The sequence below is a fragment of the Sporosarcina sp. ZBG7A genome, from assembly GCF_000813425.1.
Lineage (GTDB): Bacteria > Bacillota > Bacilli > Bacillales_A > Planococcaceae > Sporosarcina.
Genome location: NZ_JWIB01000031.1, coordinates 82,324 through 105,264 on the forward strand (window position 1 = coordinate 82,324; position 22,941 = coordinate 105,264).

Genomic DNA, 22,941 nt, shown 5'->3' on the forward strand with positions numbered 1-22,941 from the left:
CTCATTTATTGCCCACCTTGCTTTCGCTGTGCAAATTCAAAATCTCCATCATGTACAGTCATCTTTTTTTGATCAATCCATGCAATTTTGGTAAATAGTTTTTGCAGAAAATAACGATCGTGACTCACAGCAATCATTGTGCCTTCAAAATTCTCAAGCGTATCTTCCAGGACTTCCCGACTCTCAATATCCAGATGGTTCGTCGGTTCATCTAAAATAAGCAAGTTAATATTTTGTTGCATGAGCTGTGCGAGTCGAAGTCGCATCTTCTCTCCTCCACTTAAATCTTTCACTTTCTTAAAAACGTCATGACCATAAAACAGAAACTGCGCGAGAACGTGTCGAGCATCGGGTTCCGTCATCGATATTTCTTCACGAAAGGCATCTATCAAGCGCAATTCACCGTTTAGCGTTTCAAATTGCTGAGCCAAGTATCCGATTGTGACATTGCTGCCTATGTGAATTCGACCTTCAGATGGCACTAACTGGTTCAATATCATTTTCAAAAGTGTGGACTTCCCGGTTCCGTTATTTCCAACTATCGCTAAACGATCTTGCCAGTATACTGACATTGAAATCCCATCAAAAATCGGTGGCTGTTCTAAGGAAAAACGATGAGTTAGCTGTTCGATCCGCACGACTTCTTTTCCGCTACGGTCACTTGCTTCTAAACGCAGTCCCATCGCTTTCTCCGTTTTCGGCTTTTTTACGAGCTCAATTCTTGCAAGCATTTTCTCCATGGTCTTCGCCTTGCGGAATAGATCCGGATTTGGGGGCGACGCTTCATTTGCCCATTGACGAAGTCTACGAATTGCTTCCTTGATCTTCTTGATTTTCTTTTGTTGTTCTTTGTACTCCGAAAATTGTTGTTCCAATTTAGCTTCACGATTGAATAGAAATGCATCATAATTCCCGTGACTCAGCCAACATTGTCCGTCTTCTAACTCAATGACTTTTCCAACGACACGGTTCATGAATTGGCGGTCATGAGAAACGAGTACGACTGTTCCTGGGAATTGTTGAATGTGTTGCTCCAGCCATTCAATCGCAGATAGATCCAGATGATTTGTCGGTTCATCCAGAAGAAGGATATCCGGGTTTTTCAGCAAGATTTGACCCAACATCACTTTTGTTTTCTCTCCACCGCTTAACGCATCAAACTTCTGCTGGAAGAAGTGCGTAACCCCTAATCCATTCGAGATGCTAGTTAACTTGGATTCCATCTCGTAGCCGCCAAGTTCCATAAAAGTCTCTTGTAGTTCTCCGTATTGACTAAGAATTCGTTCCGAAACGTCAGTAGCCATTTGTAATTCAAGTTCTTTCATGCGATGTTCGATTGCTAACAGCTCACTAAACGCCTCTAACAAAACATCTTTAACAAGGTGATCTGGATAGGTAGGAATCTGATGCAAATAGCCGATTTTGCTGTCCTTCGCTTGAATAATACGACCCTCGTCAGGAGATTCAACACGCGCTAGCAAGCTTAATAGTGTCGTTTTTCCACAACCGTTTCGTCCAACGAGTGCAACATGTTCTCCGGACTTCACTTCCATGGTTAGTTGTTCCAATATAACTGTACCGCCAAAAGATTTTGTTAGGTTTTCCGCTTTAATATGCATTGTGAGTGCCTCCAGGAGCGCACTGATTTCGGGCAAACAAAAAAGACCGCCCGTTAACAAGCAGTCTTTTCGTGAAAAGAATGAAGTTAATCAGTTGCGCTTTGATTTTTTGGTTTTGTAAAAATGGACATACGTATCCCGTTCTCCAAAAAATCGAAAGTTATGACACGTGCAAAATACATAGCAGTATCTACTTGTACACCTGTCAGCGCGACTGTCTTGTTCATTCTTTCCACCTCCGTTCAGATTAGTTAATATTAGTCTATCACGATATTGATTGACTTGCAAGAAAACTCCGATCGTAAGAAATCATTTACTTCTCCCTACATACTTTTCTACATATTCATCATACGTGATGACTTCAATGGCATCTGACCAATGGAGGACCGTTTCCACAAAATCCTTTATGTCAAATCCTTTCATACCATACGTTTCACCTGTATTCATCGTACCTGTCGCGTTTTCAATATAGGTTACCTTATATCCCCGGTCAAAGGCAGCGATGGATGTGAACATACAGCAATATTCCGTGTTAAAACCCGTGATAATCAGATGCTCCACATCGGCTTCCTTCAAACGCTCGGCTAAGTCCGTTTTGTAAAAAGAACTAGGCGTCCGTTTTTCAATCACGATATCAGCGAACTCCTTCACCGAGTCATGTAATTCGGTCCCTTCTGATCCTTCTAACAGGGAACTTCCTTCCTCATTATCTAGATGCTTCATGAAGAAAATTGGAAGATCCTTAGTTTTAAATTCAAGAATTGCTTTTTGAATGGAAGCTAGTTCCTCGGTAAAGTCCCCGTAGTTCACAATACCATTTTGCACATCGATAACTAATAGTGCTTTCATCAATGATCACCTACCTCTTTTTAGACTGTACGCACTACTCCTTCAAAGCCATTTATTAATTAGGAAGATCCAATTGCCATGAAACGCCAAAACGATCGTTCACCCATCCAAATTGTTGACTGAATCCATAATTGTCTAGCGGCATGAGTGCTTGTCCATCCTTCACAAGATTTTCGTATAAGTGGCTAATTTCCTCTTCAGAATCACATTTGATGTAGATCGAAAAAGAAGGGGTAAAGGTAAACTGATGAGCTACATTACTGTCTATGCACATGAATTCTTGTCCTTTCAATGAAAACGTCGCTTTCATGACGCTACCTTCATCGCCTGATTGACCTTTACCATATCGGGTGATGTTGCTAATTTCGGATTCCGCTATTAGTGACGTGTAAAAGATCATAGCCTCTTCTGCGTTACCATCTTGAAACATTAGGAAAGGTGTTACTTTTCCCATCGACTACCACCCCTTTCAGTATATTTAAAACCTTATTCCACACGCCTATTATTCACTTTTTTCTATCACTGCAAAGTAATTCTCTTCTGGATCTGCAAAGTTAAAAACGCGTCCAGACGGCATGCTTACTAATTCGCCTACAGTCACTTGCTTGGTGGTGAGTTTCTCATAAAGTTCGTCTAGCTTGTCCGTCACAAACATAATAGAAGGTGTTCCCACATTCAATTCTGGTTGCATCTTCGATATAAGCTCTTTGTCGTGAAGAACGATACTTGTTTCTGAATCATTCGTTGGTGCGATTTCAATCCAACGCATACCTTCTCCGTTGTCTTCCTCTGAAATGACACTGAATCCTAAATCCTCCACCCAAAACCTTTTTACTTTATCTTGATCAGAAACGTATACCATAACTTGACCAATTTTTTGAATCATAATTCCGCCTCCTTCAGATGTTTGCAGCTTCCATTATATCAATAACTAGTGGAATTCTTCATTCATTCGTCGCCAACTCTTGATAGTCCTTTATTTTAGTGGAGGTGCCAAAGGATTACCTCACATCCCCTTGGCACCTTTGCAAACTCTAACTACGTGTATGATTAGGATCTATTAGAGTTATAGGACTAAAATACACGATTTACGAGTCCAAACTTAGTTCCATCAGACAACTCACTTCAGTAAACCCTAGATTCTCGTAAAGGTACTTTGCATCATTTCCTTTGAACACGTTTAATTGAACCGAGTCATAGTTTGCTTCGTTGAACTTTTTGATTGCTTCCTGGCAAAGTTTTCTGCCTATCCCCTGTTTGCGGAACGCTGGAAGTACATAAAGTTCGGATATGAACCCTTTCGATTCCTGAATATGGACATCGCGTATTTCTCCTGTTCCAATCCAACCTTGAACCGTTCCCTCTGCCACATAAACCAAATAATCGAAGTCATTATAAAAAAAAGGAGCTAGGGGTGTGAGTTCACTTTCTGGATTCTTGTCTAAGTAACCTGCTGTAGCTTCTGACATTACAGCTTTCCAATGAGATAAAATCACTAACATTTCTTTCTCCTTAGCCAATCGAATCTCCATTATTCCCCTCCACTCTTTTACTTCGTGCATTTAAAAATACGTACACCTAATTGGTCCTTATAGTTTTCCGTCAATACCACGTGTCGACTTAAAATATCGTGAAACGTTTCATCTATCGATTCTGATAGTGAAAAATCAGTCGCAGTTTCAATGTCATCATTATCGGTCTCTAGTTCAGGAACTTCGATTGACTGAATTGTTAAACCTGCTGCAAGAAAAGCCCTCATCCATTCATTCACAGACCAAATTTGATCCATTCCGTAAAACTCTGTGATCTCTTTCCTTCCATCAGCACTCAACGGTTGTTCTAAAACCATTTCGATTGCGAAAAGCTTTCCGTTGTTTTTTAAGACTCTTGTCATCTCAGGAATACTAATTGTAGGGTTTGTAAAAGAAATTACCGATTCAGAGAGGATCACGTCTATCGAACCTTCTTCATAGGACAAACTTTGTACATCTGCAACTTCGATACATATATCTTTCTGCAAATTCACTAAACGTTCCGTAGCTTTTTCAACCATCAATGGATTTAAATCTACTGCTAGAACCTGACAATCAAATTCGTTTGCAAGATATGCAGCTGTTTGCCCCGTCCCGCATCCTGCGTCCAACACAACCATGTTTTCATCGAACCTTTCATTGGCTAACAATTTTTTAGTGAGTTGAAGACCTCCTGGATGAGCTCCTCCGATCCCAAATGCCGCAAGACAATCTAAGTATGTTTTCTCCAAACATCTTCACTTCCTCTCCTGCTATAGATATGCAAAGACGCGCTAGAAGAACAATCCTCCTCATCCATAAACCCGGTTACTAGAGTCCTCTATTGAACTAGTGCATACACTATTATTAGGAGGAGTGCTGCGATGCCTGTTATGAAAACAAATGAGTGGCTGATAGACCATTATCATGATCCTGTAGAGCTATGTAAAAAGATGAAACCATTATTCCCTGGAGTTTCTGCTTTAGAAATTCATGATTACTTTCGTATGCACGGGATGTATCAGGAACTAGATAAAAGTGGTACTGCACTGGTTGATACCATGGAAGTCAACGACGTTTGGACGATTGTGGAAAAGGAGCACCAAGCGCTTCGAAAAAAATGGAAGGGTCCTGATGTTCCCATTGTCATTTTGCCTTCAAACACTGCTGATAAGAAGTTAATGAGTGCAACGAATGGAAAAGCGGGGTTAGCATTTTCAGATAAACTCTTCCTATTCGTACCTGAAACGATATCAGAACAAGAATTGAAAGCGCTTTTCATCCATGAATACAATCATGTTTGTCGGTTATGGCATACAAAAAAAGCAGAGAATTCATTCACCTTACTGGACTCTATTATTCTAGAAGGACTAGCCGAGCATGCTGTACGTGAACGACTAGGTGGGGCATTTACAGCGTCATGGACAAAACTTCATTCCAAAGAAAAAATCGAAAAAATTTGGAAAAAAACCATCTTACCTAAAATCAAACTAAGGAAATCTCACCCATTACACAACCAACTCTTATACGGATGGCGGGGTTTTCCTAAAATGGCGGGGTATTGTGTTGGCTATTATTTGGTAGAAGACTATTTAAATACCAACCAATTATGTACAGTCGACCTATTAAGAGTAGATGCAGAATCCATTGCAGACCTTCATCCATCGAAATAACTTTTCGCAAGAAAAACTAGGAAGGCAGCAACACCAAATGCTAAGTGCTGCCTTCCTAGTCAAGCTTCAACAAATCACCAAAAAAAGAAAGGGACTATCGCTAGCGTTGCAATTGCACCTAACGCGATTCCTAGTCCAAAACCTCTTCCACGATATCCATATCCGCCATATCCATATCCGAATCCACCCAAATTCCTACCGCCATTCATTGGTTGCAAATACACTTGTCGATTATCCACATGCTGGATAATTCCGCGATGTTCCTTGCCATCTTTAGTACGAATCATTACTGCTTTCCCTCTATGACGGTTACACATCTGATACATATTTTCCTTCGCCATTTTCACCCTCCTATCTAAGTCACCCTCTAGCAGTATATGAACGCATACGATTCTAGGAAAGGGACAACACCCAAATAGTAATGAATTGTGTGAATGTCCCGGTCACTGATTTGCTAACGGCATACTCTATCAACATAGGCAACGTGGAGGTGGTATGAGCGGATCTGATAACCATTTACTCGAACTGCTTATGACTACTCTTTTAAAGCTGAACGTTTGAGGAGGTGAAAACTATGGGTTATGGATGTGATCCTTGCGGCTATGGCGGATACGGAGGTTACGGTCACCAAGGTGGAAATTGCGGAGGTCGAGGTAACGGAGGCGGTTTTGCGCTACTAGTTGTACTCTTCATTCTACTTATCATTATCGGTGCTTCTTATGCTTCTAATAACAATGACAATCATCATCATCACAAAAACGATTGCTAATCGAATAACAGGCTGAGCCCCATTGGATGAAATGACAATGGGACTCAGCCTTTTCATATATCATGATTTTTAATGAGGGATACTAGTTTTTGCTTAAGCCTTACAAAAACAATTATTTCAATAATTAAAGCTGCTACTCTTAATGCACTCAATAGTTACTTGACACAAAAATAGGCAATAAATTTTATCACAGTACCTTGCAATGAACACTACCGAGTAATATTCTATTAGTAATGGTACTTTGTTTAAGTTGGTACTGTTCATTAAATAGTAGTGAAAGGTGGGAAACATTTGTGAACATCCAGTTTAAGAAAGGTGTCCTAAACCTTTGCGTGCTAGTCCTTCTCGACAAACAGGACCGCTATGGCTATGAATTGGTTCAAAAGATTTCAGATCAAATCGCGATCTCAGAAGGTTCTGTCTACCCCTTGTTACGTCGATTAACAAAAGAAGGGTATTTCACGACATACCTAAAAGAATCCACGGAAGGTCCGCCACGTAAATACTACAAGTTGACGGATACAGGACGTAAATATCTCCACGAACAACTAAAAGAATGGGAGCATTTTTCTCAAGGCGTCAACACACTTATCAAGGAGGGTATCAAAAATGACTGAAAAACAATACATTACGGAACTTGAAGGATTGTTGAGCCGGCTTCCTATAGAGGAACGTCAGGACATTGTACAGGACATTCGGGAATACTTCGTTGACGGTCGAGAAGACGGTAAATCAGATGAAGAAATCACAGGGTCTTTAGGTTCTCCTATCTCAATTGCCAATGAACTGCTCGCATCTTACCCTGAGCCAAGTAAAGTAGTTCAAACAGATGCAACTAGTGAAGTCATCCACATCCAAGATGATAGTTTCAAGGACATATCCATTGATGTTCAACACGGGGCACTCCTCCTGTTCCCTTCTGAAGACCATTTCACAACAGTGGAATTGACGGGGAGCAACGAAAAGTTGAAATTGTCCGCTGATGTGAATGGGACTGCACTTGTTGTTAAGCTGAAAAGTCTACGCCCCAGATTTATGATGTTCAGTTTTTCAATGAAAAGTGTAATCTTGAAAATTTCGATACCTAAGAAACTGTATGATGCCATTTCCTTGAAAACGGACAATGGAAGAATTTGTTCAGAAAAGTTGCTAAGTCAATCACTTCGAGTTTATTCCGACAATGGGCGTATTCAATTGAGTGAAATTGCAACTAGATTACTCGAGTCTAAAACGGACAACGGACGGATAGAAGTCACGAATACACAATCAGACCGGATCATCGCAAAAACCGATAATGGTCGGATCGAAATGCGTCATGTCGAAGCAGATGCAATTGGTGTAGAAACAGATAACGGACGGATTGAGCTGAGTCACGTAAACGGAAACATCGTCGGTGAAACCGACAATGGCCGAATTACACTGCTCACCAATAGTCTGGATCGCAACATTGATATGCAAACAGACAACGGCAGCATACTGATTCAATCTGAGGTAAAGCCGACAAATGTTACCATTCAAACGAAAACCGCCCATGGGCGAGTTGACGTGTTCGGCGAAAACAACTCACGTACCGAATTTGGAGCAGGGAAGCATAAAATCCGCCTAAGATCAGATAATGGAAAAATTACCGTTCAATAAGTTTGATCTCTAGGAGAATATAGAACAAAAAAACAGAGACCACGTGTCTCTGTTTTTTTGCGTTGAAATATTGGGCATTAATCTTGAGGATAGCTACATAGCTCAAATAATGTTCCTTCTGTAGATGCTGGATTTAAATAGATGAGCCGTCTTCCCCGAGCGTTCGTACGTAACGTGTCTTCAAGAAAACGAATGCCATTTTCCCTAGCGTCCAGAATTGCTTTGTCTAAATCGTCGACTCGATACGCGACATGATGAACACCTTTCCCCTTTTGCTTAATAAACCTCGCAATCGGTGAGTTTCGATTTGTCGGTTCCAGTAGTTCAATGGTTTGTCCATTGGTTTGAACCACTGCTACGTGCACTTCTACACCAGGTAAATCACTCGTGTACCGATCTTCCAACGATCCCTTCAAAACATCTAGATAAAAAGGAAGCGCTTCTTCAATACTTCTGACAGCAATTCCGATATGATCAAGTTCATAATCCATTGTCGTTCTCCTTCTGAGTACATCCTGTTTTATGAATCAGTAGTCTTATTTCTACCCACTATACGTTTGACAAAATCCTCTTTATACATTGTATAGTCATCCATATCCTCGTTACCTGTCAACAAATAACTCAGCTTCAGCGCTTCGTATTCCTTAGCTAACAATTCCGACGCATTGAGCTGATCCCTAAATGATAAAAGGTCATTCCACTTCTGACCTTCGTATTCTACGAGATGAATAATATGGGTTTTCGTATCCAACTCTCCATTATCCAAAAACTTCGCGAGAACGACTTCATTTTCTAGAACGACTTGGAGGCGATAAAATTGAATGGTTTTTAAACTCTTTAACAATTCAACAGATACGTGTTGGATGTCATCCACTCCAAGTACGATATCGATCATTGGCTTTGCTTTGATCCCGTTAATCGAAGTGCTGCCGATATGTTCAATCCGGTTAAAATTCAGTCCAGTTGCCTCGTGGATTTCCTGCTGAGTCTTTTGAAATTCAGGTTTCCATCCAACTTGAGGGTCCACAAGTCGAATTTCACCTCTAACTAAGCCTAAAATAATAGCAATTACCTCCTCATTATCAACAACAAAATTGTATCATGGTTGCTTAAAACTCATCTCTTGTTCTTCCAGTGCTACCTTTAGTTTAGGAATCGAAGCAGGTCCTAGTCCATGAAACTGTAAGAGTTCTTTCTCAGAAAACGAAGCAAGGATCTCAAGTGAATGGATCCCGTTATTTTCTAATGCACGCCTTGCCGGTGCTGATAGTTGTGAGAGAAAGCCACTCTCTGGTTTTCGTTCCTTTTCACACATTGGACAAGTTGGACAATCACTTCTCTTATAATACTGATGCCCTTTGTCACAAGTTCTCAAATCTCCAACAGATTTGTTCACACGAAGTCCCCTTTCTATTCAACCTGTTTCTGTAACTCATTTCGCTTCATGATAGTTTTAAGTATACTTGCTAAAGTTGCTACTCTCATGAAGTACCATTATTTCTAAATCGTTTACCTGTATTCGTAAATATAATCATGAAAACTATAATGCCGAGGAATAACGCCAGACCAAAGTACAGTAGCCAAGGAATATTAAGAATGTCACTCATGATCCAAAACACCATACTAAAAGATAGGGCAAACATCATCTTCCCCATAAACTTACATAATCCAATTGTATCGTAAGTAGCCTTCTCATCCTCTGTCATCGTGTTATACCCAGCAATAAGATCCGCCCCTTTTCCGTTGATAAAGAGCGTCCCCAATCCTGAAAATAATAAGATTAATAATATGGATACAACCACCTAACCCCACCTTTTTCAGCTATCTTCAACCTATAACAGCACAAACTTATCGGTTTTATTAAATGAATTTCACAAACTTCGCGTCAACAGAATACGATCCCTACACTGGATGCCATTTTCAAAAATCGCATCCGGATAATGAATGATAAAATGATCTGACTCTACACCAACTATCCGGAATCCGCACTTTTGATAAAGCGCTAACTGCCCTATGCTTGAATTACCTGTTGCGACATGAAGAGTAGTGTATCCTTGGTTTTCAGCCACTTGAATAGCATTCAACACCAATTTCTTACCAATACCTCTCCCCTGTAAATCTTCTGCTACCGCCACATTCATTAACTCTACATTTCCAGAACTTATTTGCAACAACACATAGGTACCAATAATCCGTTGTTCACTCTCTGCTACAAAACAATCACCTTTCTCCACGTATTCTTTAATCATATCTATCGATGGATCTGCCAACAATAATAAGTCTACTGGAGATTTTTCATTCGCTTTCAGTTTCCGGATTTTCAACGTTTATCACCTTCCTTACATCGTGAAAACCATCAATCTTAATAATGAAACATGATTTCCCTATTTCATGTTAGCAGTTTTGACATGTAGTACTCGTCTACATATTCACCATTAATTTTGAGTGAATCCCGCTTTTTCCCCTCGATTTCAAAATTCATTTTCCGATACAGCCGCATACCTGCATCATTCGGCTGAGCAACAGTCAATTCCAACCGGCGAATGTTATGTTGAACTGCCCAGTTCTCAAGGTGTTCGAAGAGGTGAGTTCCGACCCCTTGTCCTCTATGCGATGTAAAAATCCCAATCACAAGGTATACCGCATGCCGTGTTCTTTTGGTGCATCCTCCGATTGCCATGAGATATCCGATTAGTTCTCCATCCAATTCAGCCGTAAAAATCTCTGAATGGCTCTCTGTTTTCATCGAACGAATTCTTGTCTGCATCTGCTCAACTGTTATTTTTCGTTCACCTGGCTCAAAAAGCATGTACTCCGAATCGCTTTCAACTTGCTGAATCAGTTGACACAACTGTACTGCATCCTCGATTTTTACATGTCTAATCCGCATTTCTTGTCACCTCATCCCTATTCCATAGCGCTAAACGACTTGAAAGACGTCTTCAAGGAGCCCGCTAATTCATTACTAATTGCGATAATCACTAGCTCGTCATGATCGATCTGCAAGTAATAGCTATCGTTATAAAAAGCAATATAGAGATTCTTTTTCTTTCTTAGTAGTGAGTTCGCATAGTGAACGACTTCGGCCATTTTGACATCCTCGATTGTAACGTAGAGTATGGTATCCCTAAACTCTTCAGTTATTTTCGAGTACTCATTCCAATTTGAAATGGAGAAGGACCTACGTAAAGATCCCTTAGCGAATCGTTGAGACTTAGTCTGACCATTTGGTATGTATGAGTATAAAAATGTAGCATCAATTTGAGAGTTTCCTTTAAATAAATGGGAAATCACATTTTTCAAGAGTGATGGAGAATGCCTGAAAACACCAAAGGGTATGATCATTTTTCTTTTTTCACTCACTTGAAAAAAGGGTGGTTGTTGAGCGGTAAAATTTACATTGAAGTTCTTTTTCAATCGTTTCAACTATTCAGCCCCGTTCTTTACAAATCCCTAGTAATAACTGTTCATAAGTAATCGGAAACTGTTTCAATAGAAAACAGTCCGCTGTCCTGAAGAAATTGTTGTAAAATGGCAGCATGACCAAAACCATATAATACAAAAATCCGTTCTCCTTCTATTTGAAGCAAATCCACGATGTTCTTGTAGATTAATAAATTTCGATAATGCCAGTAGTGAGCAGTCCACATCGCTCCTACATGGTCTTTTCCAGTCCCTACTAAGGCTAGTTTCATGTTGATTTCTTGATTCAATCGATACATTTCAGGTTTATTCATTTCAAGCAGGAAGTCACTGAATGACAAATCGTTAAATGCCTTTTCAATCCCAGATGTTACATCGGCCATTTTAGCATTTAACTGATTAAAAATAGACGAATCAATTTCCTTTGTCCATGTCTCAATATCCGGCACACCAGGTAAATCTTTATCCCAATCTACCGCAAAAACCTCATTCAGACCTGACTCTTTAGCCAATCGAAATCCAAGTTGATGAACTTCTTTCGAGGTAAGTACAAAGTTACCTTTTAAATATTCCTGATATTCTTCATTCAAACTGCTATTAAGTTCTTTTGGCCACTCTACTGCAATTTTTGTCGGTTTAAATTTCGCCAGGCGTTTAACAACTGTTTCGATTTGACGCTGTTTGGGTTCTGAAAAAACTCCTTCAGTCTTTGGAGCATGCAAATCTCCATTATTATTATTCTCCAAGTGTGCTATTCCTATTAAAAGTAGTGGAGAAGTCTGGCTCACTTTTGTCACTCCCTTTTTCACTTCATTAGTTCATTCAATCGTCCCTATAAAGGCAAGCTTTTTATAGATAATTATTTCTTATTAAGGAATAAATATAAGTATCATAAGCAACACCATCTTGATACATATAACTTTTCAAGATCCCTTCTCTTTCAAAGCCAAGTTTCAATAACAATTTGTTTGATGCATCATTTTCTAGAAATACAACTGCTCCTATTCGAGTAAGTTCCATAACTTTAAAGCCATATGAAAGAATCTCAGCTACCACTTCTTGAGCATATCCATAGCCCCAGTTATCAGGATGGAGGTCGTATCCTATTTCTGCTCGTTTATGTCTTGGTGACCAAAGATGAAATCCAATCGTACCTATAAGTTCGTTCGTCTTTTTACACTCAATTCCCCAGCGTATTCCTCTTTTTTCACTATAGTTTTTATGAAAAAGCTCGATTAAGTTTTCGGCGTCCTCTATTTTCTGAAAAGAATCTTGTCCATAAAAACGAGTTACCTCATCTGAAGAAAAATACGAAAAGATACGATTAGCATCCTCATTCTTAATTTCTCTCAATCGAATTCTTTCGGTCTCTAGTATAGGAAACAATCTAATCTCCTCCTTGAATAACGCAACAGCGCAAATGAAACTAATAAACTCCAGTTATTTCTAAGATACTCATGAATTTGAAGGATACTTACATAAATCGAAATACCATCAGTAAAATTTCCACGCTAACACTATCTTCCCGAAAACAAAGCTGGAAAGAGACAGGTAGAATGTCGTTTGAACACATCCGTTCCTCATTCCCTGCAATATATCGGCATTAAGCAAGGTACTGTCCATTCTTTTATTTGATAACGATAAGTCCATCTCCATCATAATCAAATGTAATAAATGTTTCTGCGAATTTAGTATTGACTTGCAAGATCCTCTCATCTGGATGATAAAATGTACCATTCACACATGGTTCAACTGTGAGAAAAACAAAGTCATTCATCTCTGCGAGCAGCCAGAGCAAATGAAACAGATCATCGTTTACTAGTAAATCTTCCCGTCTTACGAGAAAATATGAATAAATTAAGCGTTTTCTCCTAATAACTGAATCAAGTTGAATCGTCTTCACGGTCTCCAACAAACATTTGTGGAAGTCTTCTGTACATTCGACTCCAATACCGAAAATTGAACCTTCCATCTTCTCTAAGAGGTTTTTTAACTGATTATCTTCTTCCGCGTCGATATAGGTAATATCATTATAGTTCTCCAAAAAAAGTTTGATAATTTATCAATTTCGTCCTCATGTAACCCGATTAAATTATTTTCCTTCATACCATCTCTCCTACATTTTATTCCCTTTCCAAATGAATCATCTCAGGGATTGAACCCTCTTCCACACCATACCCAGACTGAGAAATCTCATTTCCATTTTTAATATAATATTCGTATATCACACCAGGTTCTGTATTGAAATATACACTAATCACATACGGGTTCAAATGGGCAAATCCTTCTTCCCGATGTGGTACTTTTTCCATCGTCCATGTCTCTTCTGAATACTTCGCTTTTAAATAGATTTCCAGATATTTAACTTTCCTATCCTGTTGAAAGTCGATCCAATAGGGACGGGCAAGGAAAAACAGACTAACTATCACAAGATACATTGCCGCAACTCCGAGAAAACGTTTTCTCCATTTCCCTTTAAAAATAACAGCAATCATAACAATAGTGAGTAAGCCTCCGCTTGTGATTAGTAATTCGATAATGAAAATGGGGTGCATCCTCTTTCCTCCCGTGCTATTTAGATAGGACAAGCCGAAGAGATGGAGAGTTACAAAACTGATGAGTAACTTATAAAACTTCAGTCATAAATTCCAAAATCCTAATCAGCATGTTGCATATATTGACTTACACGTTTTAGGAAGTCAGCCGAGATAAGAATACAAACACTCATCAACTGAATACATCCATGACTTTTTTACATGCTGAGAATATGGACATGTCGAATCGGACTCCTTTTCAATAATTTGAATCCCACACTTCACTGCATCCTTCGTTTGCAGTTGAAGCAATTTGTCCAACTCCGAGATATTCTTCCTATCACGTACCCCTATCCAACCGAGTTCCCATCGTTGTTCATTCATCTCATACATCAAACTAAATGCTTGAACGATGGAATCTTGAACGATGACGTAGCTATTTTTCTCCAGCAGCCCATCCATAATTGCCCGTTCCCACGAAGCGAATGACAGATCTGCTACAGGGTTTGCTAGATGAGTGTCGGTGTAAACTTGTTTTGTTAATTCTATAAGTGATGACAGGATTGTCTGATCTTCTTTGATTTCAGCAACCGTATGTATGCTTGGTAAAACGCATATTTCCGTAAGTGATTTTAGCGGATTGATGTGTAGTATTTTTGTTTCTCGTATAAGTGAAAATTGATTTTTCCGAAGCACTTTGATAAGTAGACTATATCGATTATCCACTAAGAAAAATAAAGGTTTCTTGTATTCCTGCTTTATATACATGATGATCTGATGAAGAAAGTCTTCCGTCATCTGATTAAAATCATAGGCGAGTCTAACATACGTACAATTTGGATGCCAAGTAGAATCATGAGTAATGGCCACTGCTTGCATAGTATTTCCTACGTTGGCTACAAAGGTCTTCGATTTGCTACGTCTAGCACGAAGTATTTCTTGCTTTAAGACGCTGTGTTCCGATAACACCTGTTCAATAAAATCTTCAATACTCTTTGTGTCCGGATAATCTTCTACAAAGGTTAATCTATGCATCATGTCTACAACTCCACACTAATAAATTATTTTTCTACAATGACATCACTCCATATTTCCTCCCAACTTTTTTGACTCACTCTCTCATGATATACAGCATAGAGGTCACGAGTTTCAGCAAAATTAGGCGTGGGTCTAACATATTTGCAGAACAAATCGCTTAATCCATATGGGGCCATGACTTCCAGTTCATTGTTTATTAATCGGATCGCAACAGCTGTTGGTGTTTCAGGGAAGTTTGCGACTCCGTCAAAAGACGAATAATAGGGAGGTAAACCATTTTTCTCGTGCATCCTCGCTTGATTCTTTACAGACCATGGCAGTGCTGGTAAAACCGCTTTTAGTTGTGCTTCTAAGCGCTTCTCTATGACAATGCTAGTATCTTCTTCATCAAAGTAAATCACATCAATATCATTAACAACCGTTGAAATATCATCCAGCACATCCCAAATCTTATTTCGGAGATATCCAGCACAAACCCATGCATCAGGTAGCTCTAATCCATCTACTGCTTGCAATACTGATAGAAACACATCGTCACTTGATATTATTTTCTTAAGTTCTTGTTCATAATTCATGAGTGTCCCCCGAGCGATAAGATGCGACATCCTTGGATTTAATACGTTTAGCGACTATAAAATTTGGTCCCCTTGGCATGCCTAACCCACATTAAAACCAACTTTGAAATGATTAAGATCACACCTACGAATACCGCGACTGCAAATCCGAGCATTCCTAACGCGCCCACCCAGCCAACCGTGAACGTCATGAAGAAAAGTAGATATGCAGCTCCTGTTAGTATGAGTATAAAAACAACATGAAATGGTTTGACTTGCTTATAACTAACCGCTAAAAGTCCGGAGAGCACTAAAATGCCAACACCCCAATACACATGAAACGATCCCCACCGAAATCCAACGCTAGATTGCTGGCCATCACCTATGGATTCATCCACAGGAATCGACAACTCATAGAACGTTAGGCAAGCCGTCACAATTCCTATCGCAAGCAAACCGAAGTAAATCATCCAACAGATTCTCACAAACTTGTCATTACTTTTCATGAAGTCTCTCCTTCACATGTTGTTAATGAATTATTTCATCTTTTCCATAACTAAATTTTGAATCATGACGACATTTGTCTTCAATATACTTTCTGGATAGTGAGAGTCGATACATTCATTCCAGTATTCTAAGTGCTTCTTGTCGATAAAACTATCCGAAAACACGACTTCATCGGATTGCATGCCCTGATAGGAAACCCAATACAAATACATAACGCCTTCTGTCGTTTCTTCAAAAATGGATTCTACATACATTTTTTCTGCAGGAAGTGTTTTCTTCACCTCTTCTAAATGCGTCGTCAAGAATTCCATCCATTCCCGTGCTTTTTCTTCTTTACCTGCGATGACTCGAAAGCGTTCTAATTCCACATGAAGATTACTCATATTCTATTCCTCTTTTCTTTGTATGTTTCTACACTAGTCATTATCAGATTAAGGAAGCAATCCTAACAGATTCGTGACCATTATACAGAGTAAAAAACTAGAGAATAGCACCATTTCAATGAGTGTCGCAATATATTGATTTTTACTTTTTGCGTACTTTTTTTCCATATATGCAGTAACCGACTCATTCACAATATTCATAAACAACATATAAAAGAGGAGGATTGTGAACCAAGTATCTATTGGCGCGTTAGTTGAAAGATAGATATAGCTCATTACAACTAACCCTGCCAACGAAACTCCTCTTAGAATCCATTCGATTTTGAAATATTTGTCACTTACGTATTGGTTGAACAAAATACTTTTCTTTTCAGTTTTCAGCAATTTTCTCGTAACATATTCAGTCAATATCTGAACTAAGGAAAAACCTATCATTAAAGTCAATAGCATATAATTTGAAAAATCCACATCTATCTACCCCCTTCTTATATGACCGAATGCCTTTTCAGACTGTTATTAGGGGAATTATGTCCTTCATTTGGTGGATTTGTTGATGCACATTCATCTGACCTTGCAGGCAATAGCGTCATGTAATACACTCTTAGAACTTTAATCTTCTTGTAAAACTCTTGCGTTTTTTCTGGATGAATAAAAGGAAACACCAACAAACCAATGTTCCACTAACAAATGACAGCACGATTATGTAAGGAGAAAAAGTCACTCCAAATGCAACTTCACTTTTTAAGATATCAATCTTCTTCCAAGCCGTTTCAATATCTGGTCGATAGATAAGTGTCTTGATAAACCCAGATGACAGCATTCCTACTAAATAGATGACATGTATAACGAGAGAAGCAACGATTGCTTGAATGATAATTTTCACTTACTCGCCTCCAGGAAATTCAAGATCTGTTTAAGTAACCACAAGTTTTATCTCTGAATAATTAAATTCACCAGTGGCTAGGCCTTCATAAACTAAGTTAAAAAACCGATTGTAATGATCGTGATAATGAGTGAAGAGATGAACGCAATCGGCCCAAAGTAAAATAAAACTTGAAATGGCCATAAATTGTAACGCAATAACACCCGACACTTCTTCTGAAAACTCAAGTGAAAAAAGTTAGCAGATACGATTGATAGTGCTTAAGAAGATAGTGAGCATCGCTATTATGAACTTATGCTTTATGGAGGTGGTCTCCCGTCACTTTTGCATCCCTAGGCGTTTCACTTCCAACACCTGCTTATTTTCAAAAATCAACTTATACGCATCTGGCATCTCGAGGTTTTTCCAGAAGCTGAAGTCAAAACGTTCGTCAAAATAATTCATAATTAGTACCATGATATTGCCATGAGTCCCGATTGCAATGTTTTTCCCTTCATACAGCTCGAGTACCTTTACAGTTGCCTCGATTCCTCGTAGTTGCGCAATCTCATTGGACTCTCCCCCCATCAAGGAAAAGGTAGGATTCTTCCACACTTCCCTAATAGCAAATTCAAAATCTTCAACAGGTTGATCAGACAATTTCCGTTCCATAAAGCCATTGTCAATGATTACTTTATGGTCAATAAACTCGGCAATTGCTTCGACTGTTTGAATTGCCCTTCTGTATGGGCTAGAAATGACAATATCAATGGATTCTTTCTTAAGCACTTCGCTCATTGTTGCTGCATCAGTAAAACCTTTACTAGACAGCGGTCTTCTCAATTCATCGGGGCTATAGGTAGAATGAGCATGTCGTACAAAAATAATTGTAGTTCGCAAAACCTTACTCTCCTTTGAAAAGCTACATGGAATTTTCTATCTAATTCCAACTCAAATACATTTAGGTAGGATCTATTAATCCAGTTTCAATAAATATGACAATCTCCATGACCATTTGTGGTATAATTCTAACAACTTTAATATTAACCAAAAATTCTCCTAATTTTAATTCTATCAGAGTATTTAGAGAGCACAATAAGATATTGGTTAATTTGAAAAAGAAATCACGTGGAGGAATGGATGAAATGATTTATACAAATCGTGCAGGATTAGGAGTCAGAGTGGTAGCTAGTTTTCTGGATTTTGTGATACTCGCAACAATTATAGCTTCAGTTACTTATTTCCTTACAGGTTCATTTTCATTTAGTTTTGCAAATGGAATTGCTTGGCAGTCAATCTATACTCTCTATTTGATGGTTATCCCTATTATCTGGAGTGGATACGTCATTGGAAAACGCATGTGCCACATCCAAGTGAAGCGAGTGGACGATGGTAATGTCACGTTATCCAATATGTTCATGAGAGAAATCGTCGGTTACTATTTGATTGGCATGCTAACATTTGGTGTTTCGATACTTATCAGCGCAGGAATGATCATGTTTCGGGAAGACAAAAGAGGAATACACGATTTTCTAGGTGGCACATATGTTGTGAGGCATTGAAAGTCCGCATACTAGTCCAATTTTGAAGCATAGAAAAAGAACTTCCCGGAAATACCTCAGGAAGTTCTTTTGTTACGTCTCTAAACTATGGGAATTCAGCAATTTTCACATAAGTTTTAACGCCTTACACAACCTTAGGCAAACCATCCAAAAATTTTTGTATAAAGGAGAGTAGGGACCACTATAATGAGTAGGCTCAATTGAATAAGGGTGGGGATATACTCATTTTTGTTTTCAGCGTACTTTTTTTGCTATACGCTCTTACTAACTCCAACACAATTGTTTTGAGTAACGAATAAGAAACAAAAATGAAAAAGAAAGTTGTCGTCGTCTTTTCACCTGATGACATAATAATAGCTATCACTAGATAACCGAAAACCAACATAAATCGCAATGTCCAATCAATTTTTTGATGTTTATCATTCACGTAGTTATTCTTAAAGAAATTTACTTATTCCAGTTTTAAATAGCGACGCAATAGGACATCTAGCAAGTAGAACACACTCAAAAGTAGCACAACAGCTACTATCAGTTTACCTAAAAAAATATCCATTCATGTTCATCCTTTTATTTTCAGCTCAATATTCATTCTCAAATCTAACCATCGGAATTCACATTTTCGATTCTTAGAATTTACTCATCTGCGTAGTTTGTTTCATTCGCTGAAGCGTCAAAAGAAGCCCTGTCAATCCAGCTGTGAGTGCGGGTGCTATGCTGAACAAGAAGAATTTCCAATTCCCTGTATTTACTGAAAGAATAAGAAAAAATATAGGCACTACTATTAAACTAAACAAAGAAACAATTAAAGCTAATTTTAAGTTTTCCTTCACCACTACTCCTCCTTCGGATAATGAATTTATTCCAAGTTACCATATCGAAGGAAGTGAATGATATACATTTCAGCGAAACATTCCCAGTAGTTTCATTCTTAGCTGAAAGCTTTTATAAAACTCACTATTGATATCAATGAAATAGCCGTATTTTCACCACTATATTTAGATGATCAACATATTATTCTCATCGAACTTCCAGTCAGCACCATAGGCAACTTCCCAGTAATAACCATCCGGGTCTATAAAATATCCTCCATAACCGCCCCATGAAAGTGTTTGTGGTTGTTTAACGACTTGCGCCCCCGCATCCTTCACTTTCTTAAATATTTCATCTACCTCAGCTGAAGATTTTCCATTGTAGGCTAGCGTAAACCCAGGAAATCCTCCTGTTGAAATCTCAGGCGGATTCTCTTGATTGATGTCTTTTACTAGTTCTTCCAATGGAAACAGCTCTAGTTTAGATCCTTCGTTTTTAAAGAAAACAATGACAGGCTTTTCTTCATCGCCTACTACAGATGCTTCAAATCCAATCTCCTTATAAAAATCCAAAGACTTTCGAATGTCTCTTACTCCTAATGCTATTAGATTGATACGATTCATTTATCATCCATCTCCTCTAGAAATCTTCTTTATCGGCTATAGATTCGGTAAACTGTTCCAAACTCCTCTTTTAAATAATGTCCTTAAACAATAAAAAAACGCTTCATAGGATTCCTTTAATCCTACGAAACGCTAACTCTTCAGCTTTCCACTACTAACTAACAACGTGATTCTAAAATGATTTGATAATGATTTACTGTGACTGTTAATTTACAAGTGAAATATCATCCCATCATTCGCAATATGGAAACCATTCTTTTCGATAAAATCCCGTGCCTCACTATCTTGTTTCAGGGCAGGATTGCTGTGATTGAAATGGGTGAAGTAAATTGCACATGTGTCTGTAATGCTCTTTAACCGATCCATTGTATCCGTAATGAATGGATGAGGGATTTCACTCAAATCTCGGCCACTACTTCCAATGTCTGCTAAATCACTTGCAGAAAAAAACGTTGCATCCAACAGACAAATATCTGCTTGCTTACACGCTTCAACAACATCTATACTCCACTCTTCCCAACTATCAATATCAGGGATATATAAGACCTTTTTCTTTGGTCCTTTAATCCAAAACCCAAATGTCTCGGAGAATTCGTTCCGATGAGGGACTTTCACTGGTACGACTTCCAAATCCTCGTCCAGTCCAGTTGGAATCCCCTCTTCGATTGCTTGTACTTGAATATTACCGAGATCAGTCAACTGACGCCAAGGTGCATGGATTTCCAGAACATTTTTCATCAACGGTCCGGTAAACACGGGCACATTCTTCGTGTTCATCGCTTCTTTCCCTAAAAATATTAGTCCTGGATAATGACCAATATGAGCATGCGTAAGGAAGATACTGTCCATTACGTGACCTTCCATTTCTTGAGCATGTTGGAGCATGGCGATTTGTTCTTTAAAATCTGGCGTTGCGTCGATTAAATGCCATTGCTTTTTTTCAGGCAATACAATGGCAAGTGACGCAGCTCTTCGTTTGAACGTTGGGTCTACCATCGCTTTTGTACAATTATCGCAATAACAATTGGGCTGCGGTAATCCTGCATCCTGTGCTGTGCCCAACACTTGTAAAATCACTTCACCCATATCGGATCATCTCCTTTTTCAGTTACAACTTTTTGTCGTACATTGTACGGTTTCTTCGTAATGGTCCAACCTGTAAAACCGAACAGGATATTAATAAGAGGGACTAGGAAAACAAAGAATGCGTATGGGATAAATTCTCCTGGGCTAATACCAAAAATGCCTGCTGCAAAAACTGCCGGTACACTCCATGGAACGAGATTGATCCCTACTGTTCCTGCTGACTCCACGCAACGTGACAAGTTTTTCGTATCGATATTCATCTCTTTATACTTCGTGACAAATGTTCTAGATGGTAAAACGATTGCCAAAAACTGTGCACCACTCGCAAATGCAACAACGAATGTCGAAAAGATTGTTGAGAGTATCAAACTACCTGTAGAATGTACGCGCGCCATCATTTTCCTCGTTAAGATTTCAAATGAACCTGACTCTTCCAGCACACCGCCGAGTGCGGTCGCAATTACTAAGAGAGCAACCGTGGTAAGCATAGATGTCAATCCACCACGATTCAACAAGGAGTCAATAGCCGCAACATCTGATTCCAACGCAAATCCATTTGTCATGACTTGAATGATTTGCGCGATTGGCATTCCTTGTACTAAAACAGCTACAACTCCACCGAGCATCCCCACCCCTGCAAGCGCAGGAATTGCGGGCACTCGTAACATCATTAGCACAATTGTCAAAACAGGTAACAGCAAAAGTAGTGGATGAATTAAAAACAAATCCGATAGCCCCATTTTAATCCCATCAATTACATCTGAATCTACCTTCCCAACACTTGCGTAAGAATTACCTACAAACCAGTACATAACGATTGCAATAACAAATGCTGGAATTGTGTCCCAAAGCATATGTTTAATATGTGTGAATAGATCAGTCTCTGCCATCGCTGGCGCAATATTGGTTGTATCGGATAAAGGAGAGAGCTTATCGCCGAAGAACGCACCAGAAATTACGGCACCACCTACAAGTCCAGCGGGAAAACCAAGTCCTTCTCCAATTGCCATAAATGCTAATCCAACTGTCGCGATTGATGTAAACGAACTGCCAAGTGTTATCGAAACAATCCCCGTAACCAATGCTACAACAGGGATGAAAATCGATGGATGAATGAGGGACAATCCATAAAAAATAATAGTTGGAATCACCCCACTTGCCATCCACGAACCAACAATGATGCCAATCAATAATAGAATAAATACTGCGGGCAATGCTCGACTCACGCCATTCACCATCATCTTCTGAATAGTATCCCATTCAAAACCAGCTACTCGAGCAATAAGGGCTGCTGCAAATACGCCTATCAACAGAGGTATGAGCATTCCTGCTTTCCAAACAAATACAGACATCGATGCTGCTGCAATCAATGACAAAATAGGAATAATGGCCAACCAACCAGACATTTCTTTTCTCATATCCTCATCTCCTCCACCTATCACTTTGAATTCTTTCTTACTCACTAATTTCCAGACAAAATAAAAAGGTTCTAAATCAAAT

35 protein-coding genes and 1 pseudogene are annotated in these 22,941 nt (G+C 39.0%); 5 read left to right on the forward strand and 31 right to left on the reverse strand.

What is annotated here, in order from left to right:
• Positions 1-5: 5 nt before the first annotated feature.
• From abc-f to RL70_RS11505, 7 genes are all read right to left on the reverse strand, one after another.
• Positions 6-1,619: a ribosomal protection-like ABC-F family protein gene (gene abc-f / locus RL70_RS11480; RefSeq protein WP_039043535.1), complete on the reverse strand. Its 1,614-nt coding sequence runs from the start codon at positions 1,617-1,619 to the stop codon at positions 6-8.
• An 86-nt stretch (positions 1,620-1,705) separates the two neighbouring features.
• Complete coding sequence (locus RL70_RS18045; RefSeq protein ID WP_197054114.1) at positions 1,706-1,846, reverse strand: RAxF-45 family protein; 141 nt, start codon at positions 1,844-1,846, stop codon at positions 1,706-1,708.
• Positions 1,847-1,928: 82 nt separating this feature from the next.
• Positions 1,929-2,468 (reverse strand): isochorismatase family protein, encoded by a 540-nt coding sequence (locus RL70_RS11485; RefSeq protein ID WP_039043578.1) that lies wholly within the window; start codon positions 2,466-2,468, stop codon positions 1,929-1,931.
• Positions 2,469-2,523: 55 nt separating this feature from the next.
• Positions 2,524-2,922 carry a VOC family protein gene (locus RL70_RS11490; protein WP_039043536.1) on the reverse strand — a complete coding sequence of 133 codons (399 nt, stop codon included), beginning with the start codon at positions 2,920-2,922 and terminating at the stop codon, positions 2,524-2,526.
• Positions 2,923-2,970: 48 nt separating this feature from the next.
• On the reverse strand, positions 2,971-3,354 hold the full coding sequence (locus RL70_RS11495) for a VOC family protein (protein WP_039043537.1): 384 nt from the start codon (positions 3,352-3,354) through the stop codon (positions 2,971-2,973).
• A 202-nt stretch (positions 3,355-3,556) separates the two neighbouring features.
• The gene (locus RL70_RS11500) at positions 3,557-4,000 is read right to left on the reverse strand and encodes a GNAT family N-acetyltransferase (RefSeq protein ID WP_039043538.1); all 444 of its coding nucleotides are present in this window, start codon (positions 3,998-4,000) and stop codon (positions 3,557-3,559) included.
• Positions 4,001-4,017: 17 nt separating this feature from the next.
• Positions 4,018-4,731 (reverse strand): class I SAM-dependent methyltransferase, encoded by a 714-nt coding sequence (locus RL70_RS11505; RefSeq protein WP_039043539.1) that lies wholly within the window; start codon positions 4,729-4,731, stop codon positions 4,018-4,020.
• Between the two features lie 132 nt (positions 4,732-4,863).
• Here RL70_RS11505 and RL70_RS11510 point away from each other — a divergent pair, with 132 nt between their 5' ends.
• Positions 4,864-5,652, forward strand: coding sequence for a DUF2268 domain-containing protein (locus RL70_RS11510; protein ID WP_039043540.1), 789 nt, complete (start codon positions 4,864-4,866; stop codon positions 5,650-5,652).
• Between the two features lie 74 nt (positions 5,653-5,726).
• Here the strand turns inward: RL70_RS11510 and RL70_RS11515 are convergent, their stop codons facing one another.
• Positions 5,727-5,993, reverse strand: coding sequence for a hypothetical protein (locus RL70_RS11515; RefSeq protein ID WP_039043541.1), 267 nt, complete (start codon positions 5,991-5,993; stop codon positions 5,727-5,729).
• A 233-nt stretch (positions 5,994-6,226) separates the two neighbouring features.
• Here RL70_RS11515 and RL70_RS11520 point away from each other — a divergent pair, with 233 nt between their 5' ends.
• The 3 genes from RL70_RS11520 to RL70_RS11530 all read left to right on the forward strand — a co-directional run bounded on the left by RL70_RS11520 (position 6,227) and on the right by RL70_RS11530 (position 8,059).
• Positions 6,227-6,421, forward strand: coding sequence for a YjcZ family sporulation protein (locus RL70_RS11520; RefSeq protein ID WP_039043542.1), 195 nt, complete (start codon positions 6,227-6,229; stop codon positions 6,419-6,421).
• Between the two features lie 293 nt (positions 6,422-6,714).
• On the forward strand, positions 6,715-7,038 hold the full coding sequence (locus RL70_RS11525) for a PadR family transcriptional regulator (RefSeq protein WP_039043543.1): 324 nt from the start codon (positions 6,715-6,717) through the stop codon (positions 7,036-7,038).
• On the forward strand, positions 7,031-8,059 hold the full coding sequence (locus RL70_RS11530; RefSeq protein ID WP_039043544.1) for a DUF4097 family beta strand repeat-containing protein: 1,029 nt from the start codon (positions 7,031-7,033) through the stop codon (positions 8,057-8,059). The genes RL70_RS11525 and RL70_RS11530 overlap by 8 nt, the downstream gene beginning before the upstream one ends.
• A gap of 77 nt (positions 8,060-8,136) precedes the next feature.
• On the opposite strand, the gene RL70_RS11535 is transcribed toward RL70_RS11530, so the two are convergent.
• From RL70_RS11535 to RL70_RS11620, 18 genes are all read right to left on the reverse strand, one after another.
• The gene (locus RL70_RS11535; protein ID WP_039043545.1) at positions 8,137-8,550 is read right to left on the reverse strand and encodes a VOC family protein; all 414 of its coding nucleotides are present in this window, start codon (positions 8,548-8,550) and stop codon (positions 8,137-8,139) included.
• A gap of 29 nt (positions 8,551-8,579) precedes the next feature.
• A complete protein-coding gene (locus RL70_RS11540; protein WP_052245930.1) occupies positions 8,580-9,086 on the reverse strand; it encodes a GrpB family protein in 507 nt (168 codons plus the stop codon).
• A gap of 72 nt (positions 9,087-9,158) precedes the next feature.
• Complete coding sequence (locus tag RL70_RS11545) at positions 9,159-9,455, reverse strand: RNA polymerase alpha subunit C-terminal domain-containing protein (protein ID WP_039043547.1); 297 nt, start codon at positions 9,453-9,455, stop codon at positions 9,159-9,161.
• 85 nt (positions 9,456-9,540) lie between these two features.
• Positions 9,541-9,861 carry a DUF3784 domain-containing protein gene (locus tag RL70_RS11550; RefSeq protein WP_039043548.1) on the reverse strand — a complete coding sequence of 107 codons (321 nt, stop codon included), beginning with the start codon at positions 9,859-9,861 and terminating at the stop codon, positions 9,541-9,543.
• A gap of 69 nt (positions 9,862-9,930) precedes the next feature.
• The gene (locus tag RL70_RS11555; RefSeq protein WP_039043549.1) at positions 9,931-10,383 is read right to left on the reverse strand and encodes a GNAT family N-acetyltransferase; all 453 of its coding nucleotides are present in this window, start codon (positions 10,381-10,383) and stop codon (positions 9,931-9,933) included.
• Positions 10,384-10,448: 65 nt separating this feature from the next.
• The gene (locus tag RL70_RS11560; RefSeq protein ID WP_039043550.1) at positions 10,449-10,949 is read right to left on the reverse strand and encodes a GNAT family N-acetyltransferase; all 501 of its coding nucleotides are present in this window, start codon (positions 10,947-10,949) and stop codon (positions 10,449-10,451) included.
• Between the two features lie 17 nt (positions 10,950-10,966).
• Positions 10,967-11,149 (reverse strand): hypothetical protein, encoded by a 183-nt coding sequence (locus tag RL70_RS17900; RefSeq protein WP_156137967.1) that lies wholly within the window; start codon positions 11,147-11,149, stop codon positions 10,967-10,969.
• Between the two features lie 377 nt (positions 11,150-11,526).
• Positions 11,527-12,270 carry a DUF5694 domain-containing protein gene (locus RL70_RS11570; protein ID WP_156137968.1) on the reverse strand — a complete coding sequence of 248 codons (744 nt, stop codon included), beginning with the start codon at positions 12,268-12,270 and terminating at the stop codon, positions 11,527-11,529.
• A 61-nt stretch (positions 12,271-12,331) separates the two neighbouring features.
• Entirely contained in the window at positions 12,332-12,868 is a 537-nt protein-coding gene (locus RL70_RS11575) for a GNAT family N-acetyltransferase (RefSeq protein WP_039043553.1), read from the reverse strand.
• 241 nt (positions 12,869-13,109) lie between these two features.
• Positions 13,110-13,526 (reverse strand): hypothetical protein, encoded by a 417-nt coding sequence (locus tag RL70_RS11580; RefSeq protein WP_039043554.1) that lies wholly within the window; start codon positions 13,524-13,526, stop codon positions 13,110-13,112.
• 79 nt (positions 13,527-13,605) lie between these two features.
• Positions 13,606-14,037, reverse strand: a complete 432-nt coding sequence (locus RL70_RS11585) for a hypothetical protein (RefSeq protein ID WP_039043555.1) — start codon at positions 14,035-14,037, stop codon at positions 13,606-13,608.
• Between the two features lie 144 nt (positions 14,038-14,181).
• On the reverse strand, positions 14,182-15,054 hold the full coding sequence (locus RL70_RS11590; RefSeq protein WP_039043556.1) for a hypothetical protein: 873 nt from the start codon (positions 15,052-15,054) through the stop codon (positions 14,182-14,184).
• Between the two features lie 23 nt (positions 15,055-15,077).
• The gene (locus tag RL70_RS11595) at positions 15,078-15,629 is read right to left on the reverse strand and encodes a nucleotidyltransferase family protein (protein WP_039043557.1); all 552 of its coding nucleotides are present in this window, start codon (positions 15,627-15,629) and stop codon (positions 15,078-15,080) included.
• Positions 15,630-15,676: 47 nt separating this feature from the next.
• On the reverse strand, positions 15,677-16,114 hold the full coding sequence (locus RL70_RS11600; protein ID WP_039043558.1) for a hypothetical protein: 438 nt from the start codon (positions 16,112-16,114) through the stop codon (positions 15,677-15,679).
• Between the two features lie 30 nt (positions 16,115-16,144).
• A complete protein-coding gene (locus RL70_RS11605; protein WP_039043559.1) occupies positions 16,145-16,498 on the reverse strand; it encodes a DUF6176 family protein in 354 nt (117 codons plus the stop codon).
• 48 nt (positions 16,499-16,546) lie between these two features.
• Positions 16,547-16,966, reverse strand: a complete 420-nt coding sequence (locus RL70_RS11610) for a DUF4181 domain-containing protein (protein ID WP_039043560.1) — start codon at positions 16,964-16,966, stop codon at positions 16,547-16,549.
• A gap of 133 nt (positions 16,967-17,099) precedes the next feature.
• Positions 17,100-17,381 carry a hypothetical protein gene (locus RL70_RS11615; RefSeq protein WP_039043561.1) on the reverse strand — a complete coding sequence of 94 codons (282 nt, stop codon included), beginning with the start codon at positions 17,379-17,381 and terminating at the stop codon, positions 17,100-17,102.
• A 318-nt stretch (positions 17,382-17,699) separates the two neighbouring features.
• Positions 17,700-18,260: a histidine phosphatase family protein gene (locus tag RL70_RS11620; protein WP_039043562.1), complete on the reverse strand. Its 561-nt coding sequence runs from the start codon at positions 18,258-18,260 to the stop codon at positions 17,700-17,702.
• 245 nt (positions 18,261-18,505) lie between these two features.
• Here RL70_RS11620 and RL70_RS11625 point away from each other — a divergent pair, with 245 nt between their 5' ends.
• The gene (locus RL70_RS11625) at positions 18,506-18,922 is read left to right on the forward strand and encodes an RDD family protein (protein WP_039043563.1); all 417 of its coding nucleotides are present in this window, start codon (positions 18,506-18,508) and stop codon (positions 18,920-18,922) included.
• 196 nt (positions 18,923-19,118) lie between these two features.
• Here RL70_RS11625 and RL70_RS18400 read toward each other — a convergent pair.
• The 5 genes and pseudogenes from RL70_RS18400 to nhaC form a co-directional block, all read right to left on the reverse strand.
• Positions 19,119-19,355: pseudogene (locus RL70_RS18400) on the reverse strand (DUF4181 domain-containing protein); the annotation flags it as partial.
• 193 nt (positions 19,356-19,548) lie between these two features.
• On the reverse strand, positions 19,549-19,752 hold the full coding sequence (locus RL70_RS11635) for a hypothetical protein (protein WP_039043565.1): 204 nt from the start codon (positions 19,750-19,752) through the stop codon (positions 19,549-19,551).
• A 165-nt stretch (positions 19,753-19,917) separates the two neighbouring features.
• Positions 19,918-20,355: a VOC family protein gene (locus tag RL70_RS11640; protein WP_039043566.1), complete on the reverse strand. Its 438-nt coding sequence runs from the start codon at positions 20,353-20,355 to the stop codon at positions 19,918-19,920.
• A 210-nt stretch (positions 20,356-20,565) separates the two neighbouring features.
• Complete coding sequence (locus RL70_RS11645; protein WP_039043567.1) at positions 20,566-21,441, reverse strand: MBL fold metallo-hydrolase; 876 nt, start codon at positions 21,439-21,441, stop codon at positions 20,566-20,568.
• On the reverse strand, positions 21,429-22,941 hold a 1,513-nt coding region (gene nhaC / locus RL70_RS11650), incomplete at its 5' end, for a Na+/H+ antiporter NhaC (RefSeq protein ID WP_369795225.1). The genes nhaC and RL70_RS11645, both read right to left, overlap by 13 nt.